The following is an 11,255-nucleotide window of genomic DNA, read 5'->3' on the forward strand; positions in this document are numbered from 1 at the left end:
AAAAAAAGAACCAAGCTCTTTTTTCTCGAGAGCTCTTTGCTTGACACCAAGCACAGGAAGCCTCCCTCCGCCCCTCCCCCCCCCCCCGAGACTGTGGCGGCCCCCCCGCCCCGGTCGCCTTGCCTCAGTCGGCGACCGGGTCGAGCATCGGGCTGCGCTGTCCGCTCCACGAGATCGCCAGCGCGTCACGGGCCCGCGTGCACGCCACGAACAGGAGGCAGTGCTCGGCGAGCAGATCAGAATGGTGCTGGACGGGGTCCACCTCGGCGGGCGTCACCTGCTGGGCGAACGGCAGCACACTGGAGGTCACACCGACCACGGCCACGCAGCGGAACTCCAGCCCCTTCATGGCATGCATCGTGGCCACCCGCACGCCCGAGACTCCTGGCCCTGGGTCGTCCTTGACGGCGACCGCCGGGATGCCTTCCCGGCGCAGACGCGTAATGACCGAGTCGACCATCGTGTTGAACCGGGCGCACACAGCCACTTCGGACGGTTTCACCCCGTCCTGATCGATCCAGACCCGCACCTGCTCGATCAGCGCCCGGAGTTCCTCGTCCTGGCTGGCGTGTCCACGCGCCGCCGGGATGCGGCCGTGCAGCTGGGAGCGGTAGCCCCGCAGTGAGTCCCGGCCGCCGTCATCGTCGTCGTCCTCGCCGAGCCGGCCGACCGGCTGTCCGTCGAGCAGAGATGCCGACCAGCGCAGGATCTCCTCCGTGCTGCGGTAGTTGAGGCGCAGCCGAGAGGTGCGTCCCCGGACATGGACACCCAGCGAGCGCAGAGAGACCCGGGAGTCGTAGATCCTCTGATGAGGGTCTCCTACGAGGAACATGTCGTCCGACTGCGGCGCCACACACGCGCGCAGCACCCGCCACTGGGCGGGGTGCAAGTCCTGAGCTTCGTCCACGATCACATGCCGGTAGCGCGGACCGCTGTCCGCGAGGATGCGTGCCGCCTGGTCGCACAGCTGCGTGTACGTTGCCGAGTCGCGCGATGCCAGATCGGCCGTGAAGCGTTCCATCACGCGCCACAGCCTGGCTCGCTGCACCCGCCCCACCTGGGTGCCCCGCCCTCGCCTCACACAGCGCAGATACTCCTCGGGTGTACGCAGGCCCTGGGCCAGGACGACATTGCGGAACTCCTGGCCAAGAAACTGCTCCGTCCACGGCAGGTCCTCGTTAGCCGTGGCACGGGTCCATGCGCTCTTCTCGGCCTGTGCCGAGAGCGGCTTGGGCGCACTGCCGCGCGCCTCCCGGATCACTCGCGCGGCAAGCGAGTCGACCGTCGTCACATCGACACGCTGGAGCAGGCGGGCGTCCGCCTCGCCCAGGAGGAGTGCCAGGCTGTCGCGCAGAGCAGCGGCCATCGCGTTGGTGAACGTGGTCAGGAGTATCCGGTCGCCATCGCGGCCGGTGCGCAGCAGATGCCGTACGCGGTGCAGGGCGACCACTGTCTTGCCGGTGCCGGGGCCGCCCGTGACCTGCGCAGGTCCGTTGAAACCCGGATGGTAGGCGTAGCGCCGCTGGGCGGGGTGGAGAAAGATCCGCCAACGCGTGAGGTCCTCGGTGAGGATGCGCTCCAGCTCTCCCGGCCCGGTGACCTCGACGATGCGGTTCGGAGTGTTGAGGATGGCCTCGGTAAGGGTCACAGTGGGCCGGTCCTCGGCCGTGCGAACCGTCTGACCACGCGGGGCGATGAGCTGCTCCCACACGTCCTCGGCGGAATAGTCGGCGGCCAGGTATTCCAGCACCTCGTACTGATCCGCCGGCATCATCGGCGGGGCCATGACCGTGAGGTCGTCGACCGTGACGCATACGCGGGCCAGGCGCAGAACCTGGTCGTCGATGCCGAGGTCGCGCAGTACGGTGTCCGAGTGCTGCTCGAACAGGCGGGCAGGAGTGGTGACCGCCTTCGTCTCGAAGAAGGTCTCCATCTGCTCGAGAGCCTCGACGTTGCGGACCTCGAGGCCCCCCGTGGCGCCGTTGACGGAGTAGGCCCGCTTGCACGCCCAGTTGATCGCTTCGTCGTGCGCGGCGACCCGCAGCAGCGTGAACAGGTCACTGCCGTCGTCGGGAGCCAGCAGAACGCCCCGGTAGAACTTGGTGATGCGTATCGTGCGGATCCGGGGGTCGCGCGCCCGCTCGAGCTTCTCCAGGTGCATGCCCTTGCTTGCGTGGAGCTGGGGGACGGTCAGGCTCCGGAACCTCTGGATGGCGTCGTTGACCTCCTTCTGCACAGGTCTCTGCAGCGAGATGAGATCCGCGACGAAGTCGTCGGAGAGGGCGAGTCGGGGCATGGGCGTCCTCGGGTCGCGCGGTGGCCGTTGGTCGAGGAACAGATTAGAGAGTCATGGCCGCGGGGGCGACGGGGCATCGGGTAAGTCTTGTGTGAACTAAGTCAACGACCTATATTGCTGGTGTTGTTGTAGCCTCGACACAATCTCGTGCCTCACCGGCCTTGTCCGAAAGGACCCACCGCATGCCGGCCCAGCCCGCCCAGGCAGCCGTCCCGCACCCGCTCGACGAAGTGCCGCAGACGTTCAAGTCCGGCGATTCGTACGCAGTGCGAGACGGGCTCGTCACCTACATCCGGCGCGATCTGCTGGGCCCGTGGGACGGTGAGACCGAAACCCTGCCCAGCGCCTCCTCGGGGCCGCGGGACCGGTACCTCGTCGGCATGCTCGGTCCACGCCCCCACGCCTCGAAGGCGGATGAGTTCGCGCTGGCCGCGGCACAGAGCACGGACGCCGACTCAGGGGACGAGAGCGAGGGGGACGACAGCGAACCCCAAGACCGGCTCACCCCCCAGGCGGCAGGCCACATCTGGGCATCCTCCATGGGACTGTCCTTCACCGTTCCCGCATCCGTCGGCACGCTCAGCGTCGTCGCCCGATGGGGCCGCTACACCCAGTCCGAGGGAGCCACGGACCAGGGCACCACCCGCAGGGTGTGGTCCCGCGAGCCGGTCGAGCACCCGGTGGATATCGACGTCACCGGCGCAGCCGACCGAATCGTGACTCTCGAAGGCGACGCCGTCGCGCTCGACGTACAGGTGCGTCACCACGCCGGGAACGCTGGCGGCGAGGACCTGCGCATCGTCGAACTCGCGCTCGTGAACCGGCAGGAGGACAGTCGCGAGGCACGTGACGCCCACTGGCTCTTCCAGACCTCCCTCGAGGTCACCGCCTTCCCCGACGACCAGGCGGCCGTGTTCTACCCCGTCGACGACCCCCTCGATCCGGCGAACCGGAGCAATGCTCCCGAAGACGCCGAGGACCGCCGGCTTCGGCTCCTCTACCGTGACAGCCTGAGCCACGCCAAGGGCCGCAACGTCGCCGTGCATGCCTCTGTACGCGACGGTGAGCGCAACGCCCACCGACTCAGCACCACCTGGCTGCCCGAGTACGACGTCCGGTCCACCACCGCCCCGAGCGTCAAGGACCAGGAGCTGCTCCGGGGCTTGGAGCTCGGCATGGACGAGCTCGCCGCGCTCGCCGTTCCCGCACGCCGTACCGAGCTCAGCGCCGCCCTCGCGCCGCTCGCCGACGGCTACGGCACCTGGCTGGAGCAGCAGCGCCGCAGCGCCCACTCGCTGCCGGAGGATTTGAGGCAGTCGGCGCTCGCCGCCATCGAGCAGGCGATGGAGATCTGCGACAGGATCACTTGGGGCATCGACACGCTCGTCGCCGACAGCACCGCCCTTGAGGCGTTCCGATTCGCCAACCAGGCCATGGCTCTCCAGCGCCGCAACACCGCCATCGCTGCCGCCCGGGCCGGCCGTGCGGACGATCAAGGCTCCTACCAGGAGGCGTGTGACGAGGTCTACGGGAAGGGCAAGGAAGGAGCCAGCTGGCGCCCGTTCCAGCTCGCGTTCGTCTTGCTCAACCTCGCGGCCCTGACCCAACCAGGTCACCAGCACCGCGGCACCGGCCGCGAGGCACTCGTCGACCTGCTGTTCTTCCCGACCGGTGGCGGCAAGACCGAGGCATACCTCGGCCTCGCCGCGTACACCTTCGCGCTGCGGCGCCTCCAGGGCACCCTCGGTTCGGGCGCGGACGCACGCAGCGGCGAGGCGGGCGTCGGTGTCCTCATGCGCTACACGCTCCGGCTGCTGACCGCCCAGCAGTTCCAGCGAGCCGCCGCACTGGTCAGTGCCTGCGAGGTGCTGCGCCGTGCGGAGTTCGCGCGGGACACGCGCTGGGGCGCCACCCCGTTCCGTATCGGGCTGTGGGTGGGAACCTCCGTGTCTCCGAACTGGTTCGACGAGGCCAAGGAACAGATTGCCGATGCCCGAGAGAGCGCCAGCGACAAGCACGCCCGGGTGCTGCAGGTCCTGACCTGCCCTTGGTGCGGCAGCGGGCTGGCCGCGCGTTCCCACATGGAGTACGACGAGGGGCGTCGACGTGTCCTCCTGTACTGCCCCCGTGGCGAGGGCGACGACCGCTGTCCCTTCTCACGGCTCGAATCGCCCGGCGAGGGCATCCCCGTCCTCACCGTCGACGAGGAGATCTACAGGCTTGCCCCTTCGCTGCTGATCGCCACCGTCGACAAGTTCGCCCAGCTCCCCTGGAACGGGTACGCGGGTCTGCTGTTCGGCCGAGTCACCGAGGTCTGCCCGCGCCACGGCTACCGTCACGACGACCTGGATGCCAAGACGGGATGCGGCAGCCGTCACAATGCCAAGGGCGACCTCCCCGGCGTGACAGCGCAACCCGTCACGCGGCTGAGGCCGCCGGACCTGATCATCCAGGACGAGCTGCACCTGATATCCGGCGCGCTCGGCACAACCGTCGGCCTCTTCGAGTCCGCTGTCGACCAGCTGTGCACCTGGGCCGTCACCGACGCTCAGGGTCGGCGTCATGAGGTCGGACCGAAGATCGTCGCATCCACGGCCACCACGAAGCGCGCCGCCGACCAGGTTCTCGGTGTCTTCGGCCGCAAGGTCGCCGTCTTCCCGCCACAGGTTCTCGATGTCGGTGACACTTTCTTCTCTCGACAGGTCGAACTGAGCCGCGAGAATCCCGGCCGTCGCTACCTCGGAGTGTGTGCCCACGGCACCCGCCTCAAGGCCGCCGAGATCCGCGTTGCCGAGATCCTGCTGCTCGCCGGCCAGCAGCTCTTCGACGACTACGGCAAGCCCGCCGACCCTTACATGACGCTCGTCGGCTACTTCAACGCCACCCGTGAACTCGCTGGCATGCGGCGGTACATGGACGACGACATCACCACCCGCGTGCGCTCGAACGGCAGCCGCAAGGGCCAAGACGTCCTTTCCGACCGCATCGTCAGCAAGGCGGGGATGCTCAACATCCAGGAACTGACCTCCCGTATCTCCTCCGCAGACATCGGTGCCGCTCTCAAGCGGCTGGAGACCGGCTTTGATCCGGAGCGCGATACCTCTGTGCGGCGGCGTGCGTTCCTGCGCGAGTACGCAACGGCAATCAAGGAGAAGCGCGAACCTCGCGCTTCGATGACTCCGATGGTCCGACAGGCGGTTGATGTCGCCCTCGCCACCTCCATGCTCCAGGTCGGCGTCGACGTCTCCCGGTTCGGGCTCATGCTCGTTGTCGGTCAGCCGAAGAACACCGCTGAATACATCCAGGCATCGTCCCGTGTCGGCCGTGACTCCGAGCGTCCCGGCCTCGTCGTCACCCTCTACAACTGGTCCCGCCCACGGGACCTCGCCCACTACGAGGACTTCGAGCACTACCACGCCACCTTCTACCGGCAGGTCGAGGCGCTCTCCGTCACCCCGTTCACCAGACGCGCGCTGGACCGAGGTGTGGCCGCCACCTATGTCGCCGCGCTGCGTCAGGCGGCGTACGACACTTCCCGCAATCTCGACGCCCACGTGGTCGACCTGGACGGTCCACTGGCCGCCGAGGTGGAACGCCGTCTCCTCGACCGCGCCGAAAGGGTCGGACAGGAGCGCGCTCGCGAGTATCTGAGCGAGTGTCTGGATCGGCTGAAAGATGTGTGGCGTCGCAAGCGGGACGAGAACAGTGCTGCCCTCGGCTACCGGAGGGAGAAGCGGAAGAACACGGTTGTCAGTGGGCTCCTCCGGCGTGCCGATGGCTCGCAGTGGACCGAACTCACCGTCGGCATGTCCATGCGTGAGACGGAGAACGAGATCAACCTGCTTCTGCCGGGCGGCGGCGCGTTCCTCGACGAACCGGCAAGCGGCGGCCCGGACTGGAACTTCGGCGCTGCCGACACCGAGATCGATCCCGACGCGGCGGCCACTGTCGACAGCGACGAGTACGGGGACACCACCGCCGGCACAGCCGGGAAGGGACAGCGATGAGCAACAACTCCAACCGCCGGGTCGGCGCCGTCCGCCCGAGCCATCTGATGTTCACCGCGGGAATCGGCTCGCTCGTCGACCTGCCGAACTTCTCCGTTCTGGTAAAAGGGCTCGACTCCTGGAGCTACTCGGGTATCACCGACTACGACATCGACGAACCTCGACTGCGGGCCGCCGTCAACCGCTCGCTCCAGCGCTACGGGCGCGGGCAGATCGAGCAGTTGAGGGCCGCGCCCTGGCTGGAGGGCGGGGACACCGACCCGAAGGGCTGGGCAGCTCAGGGCATCGGTGTGCCTGTCACCCCGTTCCCCCAGTGGCTGCGCTGCACTGCCTGCAATGTCCTTGCGGGCGTCGACTCGAGCGAGTTCGCGTTCATCAATTCCAACCCGCGAACCCCGCACGAGGCGAAGTTCGTCCACGACTGCAAGAAGGGCAAGCCCCTGGCAGTCGCGGCCCGATTCACCCTCGTATGTACCGCGGGCCATCTGGATGAGTTCCCGTACACGGCGTATGTCCACCACGGCCAGAGTTGTGCCAAGACCCCCCGCCCCAAGCTGCGCATGAAGGACCATGGCGGCAACCAAGCGGCCAATGTGACCATCGAGTGTGTCGCCTGCGGGACGAAGCGCAACATCCGCGAGGCAATGGGCGAACGCGGGCGTCGCAACCTGCCGCTCTGCCGCGGACGGCACCCGCACCTGGGCACATTCGAGAAGAACGGCTGCACCGAGCCGGCTGTCCTCATGGTCGCCGGGGCGTCGAACCAATGGTTCCCCCTGACTCTCAGTGCGCTCGCGCTCCCCAAGGGGCAGGCCGGCGACATCGACAAGCTGCTCGACGATCACTGGCCGGATCTTCAGGTCATCGACGATCGAAGTCAGTTCGATTTCATGGCGAAAATGCCGAAGTTCGGTTTTCTGAAGGAATTCGAAGCCGATGCCGTGGTTGCTGCAATCAACGGCCGTAAGGCGGGGGCCGATGGCCAGGCCCCGTCCGCGCCCGATGTCCAGACAGCGCTCTTCGGTCCCGAGTGGGACGCCCTGTCCGGCCCCGTGCCACCGCCGAGCGACGACTTCGCGCTGAGGCAGGTATCGGTACCGGCTCCGCTCGGCGAGCTCTTCTCCGACGTCCGGCAGGTGGAGCGTCTGCGAGAGGCCCGTGCTCTGATCGGCTTCACCCGGCTCGATGCCCCCGACCCCGAGTCACCCGAGATCGCCACCCGGGTGGACCTCGCGCGCACCGCGCAGAACTGGGTACCGGCAAGTGAGGTGCGCGGCGAGGGCATTTTCCTTCGCGTGCGGGACGACCTTGCGGCCGAGTGGGTGGCGAGAGTGGAGAAGTCGCCGCACATGGAGGCTCACCGGGAGGCCTTCGGCCGGTTCCGTACAAATCGCAAGTCGGACCGCAAGACCAGTGACTTCGACCCCCTCCACGGCTGGCCGGGGCCACGCTACATCGCCCTGCACACCCTGTCCCATTTGCTGATCCGCACGATCGCTCTGGAGTGCGGCTACAACTCCGCCTCGCTGGCCGAGCGGATCTACGCGGGAGATGAGAAGAACCCCAGAACGGGAATTCTCATCTACACCGCAGTGCCGGACTCCGAGGGCACCCTTGGCGGCCTTGTCTCTCTTGCCGAGGAACGCGACTTCGGTCGAATCGTCCGCCGGGCGCTGAGTGACGCCTCGCACTGTTCGGCCGACCCGTTGTGCTCCGAACGCCTGCCCCACGACCCGGCGGACTTCCTCCATGGCGCCGCGTGCCATGTCTGCCTGTTCGTCTCGGAGACCACTTGTGAGCGGGGCAATCGATTCCTGGACCGCCGCTTCCTGGTCCCGCTCGCCGGAGACAAGGACCAGGTGCTCACGCCCGTGGGTCTTCTGCCATGAGCCGGCGCAGGTTCGAGGCCACGGCCGCGGAAGCGGCCGTGGCCCTCGGCCCCTCGCGTACGAAAGACCTCGCAGGACTGCTGGCACAGGGCCGCAGCAGAGAGCACGTCCTGACCGTGCTGGCGACGCCGACGGTCAGTGGCATGGTGGGGACTCTGTACGAGGTGATGGAAGAGGATGGGGTTTCCCTTCCGGAGGCTGCGGCCTATCTACGTGGGTACGTCGCAGCCTGGGTGCGAGGACGAGACGAGGTCCAGGTCCGGACGGTCTGGAGCGGACCTTCCACATCGGCAGTTCCGGTGCGGGCCACAGCCCAGGTGCTCGTTGAGGTGATCAGAGCGGCTCACGACGAACTCATCGCGATGACCTACGCAGCGCGCCCCTACGCGGCGCTCACCGAGGCCTTGTCTGCGGCGGCGGACAGGGGGGTGCAGATACATATCGTGGTCGAGACGCTGGCCGGTGCGCGGGGTCTGCTCCATGGCCTTGAACCGGCGCATGCGTTCACCTCTGTACCGCGGCTTCGCCTGTGGCACTGGGCACGCGATCCTGCCGTCCATAGCCACTCGCGTCAGCACGCCAAGCTTGCGGTTGCCGATCGCCGGGTGCTTTTCCTCGGTAGTGCCAACCTGACCGAGTCAGCAGCACGACGCAACATCGAAGCGGGGGCCCTGGTTCGTGGGGGAGATGCGCCCCGGCGCGCTGCTGAGCATGTTGTAGAACTGCAACGGCTTGGTATTCTCAGGCCCTTCCACCCCTGACACGGTGTTGGCAGCTCCTCATCGGTACGGTGCTCACCCGTTTGGCGACGATGCGGGCGTGTTCCGCGAATGCGGCCTCGTCGCAGGAGTCGAGGATCAACAGGTGAGCCTCGATGCCGAAGTGCCGGGCCGCGTAGGCCGCCTCTGCGGTGACGGCGGACGCGGGGGGTGACGCGTAGGGGGTGTCCGGCGGCTTGCGTTCGCGCAACGCATCGGACAAGGTCCGGTTCCTCCGCTACCCACCGGGCATCACCCGCGCGTGCGCGGCCCGATGCGCGGGTGGGGCCGAGGATGCGGGCGAATCGGGGCGAAACGATGGCACGAAACCGGCATGCCTTCCTGGCTGCGGCCTGTGTCGCAGCACTGGCCTGCTCCCGGGTTGCAGCCCGCCGAGGGCGGGCGTCTCCGGCATAGCGGTGACGGAGGACGGGAAGCCGCTCGGTGTGATGATCGTCTGCCGCGGTCACATCGACGGCGCTACGTTGTACACCGACGCCGAGGACGGCAGGAGCAGCGACGGGGACCGAACGGAAACGGTTGGTCAATGGACGCGCGAGGAGCCCCTCACGGGTTTCGTCACCTGGCGGCTCGACGTCGGTGGTGACCGCTGGCGGGTGGACAAGCCCATTGCGCCCCTTGAGCCGCCCGCAGCTACCACCTGTACGGGTGGGCCAAGGGCAGTGCCTGGTCGGCGGCACACATCGACTTCACCCTCGCGCACCTCGCGCACCTCGCGGACCTCGAACCCGGCCAGGTCCGCTACTTCATGGGCGAGGGCGACGGCGTCGATCAGGAAGGCTACAAGACTGCCTCCTTCGACGACTTCCGTACCGACTCCTGTCGGTACGGCTGACAGTCGTGGGTCGCCCCAGTGGCCGCCGCTGACGCTTGCAGCAGATACGTCACTTGCGTTGAGGTCATCGTCACTATGTCGACGGCCACCGATCGCCCTCGGGGCCCGTCACGGTGACATGGGCCTGGACTCGCACCACCGTGCCGTCGACCGGCACCGCGTCCTCGGCACGATCCGAGTCGGCCGCGGCCTGCTCGCACCGTCCTTCGCGACGACGAGACAGCGAAGTACCGCACGACCGTCCGGGCGTCGGTGTTTCCCCGGCCAAAGTCATCGCTCCCCAAACAGTTGGCCCGGATGAAAGAGCCGGGCTGCGTCAGCACGGCGGACGACGCCCGATCCCGGCTTCGACGCCTTTGGCTCGCCACACCGGGCATCCGGTGTCTGAGGAACGCCTTATGCCCGTCTACTTTCTGGATGTCGCAGGTTGATTGGCGTTCGGTTGCGGCGCGTTCCGTCCAGGACGGAGTGGTCGACGGTGGGCTTGGGCCGGGGCGCGGCCGCGGTGAGAGTGATGGTGCCCCGGTCGCTCAGAGCAGTCTGCCACTCGCCAGGTCGAGGCCGGGCCCCGCGTTCGCCGGCCGCCTGCGAGAAGAGATTCCGTGCCGCGGCTGCCTGGCGCTCGTTCAGGCAGCCGCTGACGAGGGTCAGCTCCTGGCCCGGTCTGAGATATGGCTCCCGGGTAATAATGCGCCCCGCCACAAGGGCTGTCTTGTATGCATCTGTGTCGACGCTGGCATCTGTCGAGGGCGCCAGCGGATCATTCCAGTCGGGAGTGGCGGCCTGGGCCTGGACTGCTTCGCGTCCCACCCGGCGGAAGCCGTCGCAGTCCAGGAAATGGACGGCGGGCTCAGGTGTGAGAGACCACAGAACGTTGGCCTGAGAGATGTCTCCGATGATGAGTCCGGCGCTGTGGAACCAGCTGACGGTCTCGACGCAGATGAGCGCGAGTGCCCTTCGTTGTTCCGGAGTGGCCTGTGGCACACCTTGGTAGCCCACCTTGGGCGGCCTGATCAGGTACTGGAGCTCGAGGAGCCGTGTCGCACCAGTAGAGGTGCGCCACGTCATGTGGGCCGGCGCCCGCCTCATGAGGAAGCCGAGCGTTCGCCTGCTCTCGACCACACGGCAGAGCGGCCAGGCGGCAAGGGCATCCAGTCGGCTGCGATCGGTCAGGTTGAGACGCTGTCGGAACGTGACCAGGTCTGAAAGAGCATGGCCATTGACTGTGGACGGGTTCTTGTACTCCTTGAAGAGCAGCGATCCGTTGGCGATGGCGTGTACGTCGCCCTGGCCGCCGCTTCCGATCCGGTCCCCGAGTTTGAGCGACGATCGGGCGACGTCAGCGCCGTCCTCAGCGCTCATTAGAGGACCATCCCTTCTGCAGCCCTCACGAGTAGGGTTGTGACCTCTCGGTCCCGGTGGGTGCACGGCCATCGGTGCGAGCCGCTC

6 protein-coding genes are annotated in these 11,255 nt (G+C 67.5%); 3 read left to right on the forward strand and 3 right to left on the reverse strand.

Annotated features, from left to right (window positions below):
• Nucleotides 1-124: 124 nt before the first annotated feature.
• A complete protein-coding gene (locus tag ACFV9O_RS33000; protein WP_385424490.1) occupies nucleotides 125-2,296 on the reverse strand; it encodes a UvrD-helicase domain-containing protein in 2,172 nt (723 codons plus the stop codon).
• A gap of 182 nt (nucleotides 2,297-2,478) precedes the next feature.
• Here ACFV9O_RS33000 and drmA point away from each other — a divergent pair, with 182 nt between their 5' ends.
• The 3 genes from drmA to drmC are packed head-to-tail and all read left to right on the forward strand — an operon-like array spanning nucleotide 2,479 to nucleotide 8,953.
• Nucleotides 2,479-6,303, forward strand: a complete 3,825-nt coding sequence (gene drmA / locus ACFV9O_RS33005) for a DISARM system helicase DrmA (RefSeq protein ID WP_385424493.1) — start codon at nucleotides 2,479-2,481, stop codon at nucleotides 6,301-6,303.
• Nucleotides 6,300-8,192: a DrmB family protein gene (drmB, locus tag ACFV9O_RS33010; RefSeq protein ID WP_385424495.1), complete on the forward strand. Its 1,893-nt coding sequence runs from the start codon at nucleotides 6,300-6,302 to the stop codon at nucleotides 8,190-8,192. Before drmA ends, drmB begins: the two co-directional genes overlap by 4 nt.
• Nucleotides 8,189-8,953 carry a DISARM system phospholipase D-like protein DrmC gene (gene drmC / locus ACFV9O_RS33015; RefSeq protein WP_385424498.1) on the forward strand — a complete coding sequence of 255 codons (765 nt, stop codon included), beginning with the start codon at nucleotides 8,189-8,191 and terminating at the stop codon, nucleotides 8,951-8,953. The genes drmB and drmC overlap by 4 nt, the downstream gene beginning before the upstream one ends.
• Here the strand turns inward: drmC and ACFV9O_RS33020 are convergent.
• The gene (locus ACFV9O_RS33020; protein ID WP_385424501.1) at nucleotides 8,934-9,173 is read right to left on the reverse strand and encodes a DUF6271 family protein; all 240 of its coding nucleotides are present in this window, start codon (nucleotides 9,171-9,173) and stop codon (nucleotides 8,934-8,936) included. The genes drmC and ACFV9O_RS33020 overlap by 20 nt on opposite strands.
• A 1,029-nt stretch (nucleotides 9,174-10,202) precedes the next feature.
• Nucleotides 10,203-11,168, reverse strand: a complete 966-nt coding sequence (locus ACFV9O_RS33025) for a hypothetical protein (RefSeq protein ID WP_385424504.1) — start codon at nucleotides 11,166-11,168, stop codon at nucleotides 10,203-10,205.
• Nucleotides 11,169-11,255: the final 87 nt, after the last annotated feature.

Source organism: Streptomyces sp. NPDC059909 (genome assembly GCF_042730885.1).
Taxonomy (GTDB): Bacteria; Actinomycetota; Actinomycetes; order Streptomycetales; family Streptomycetaceae; genus Streptomyces.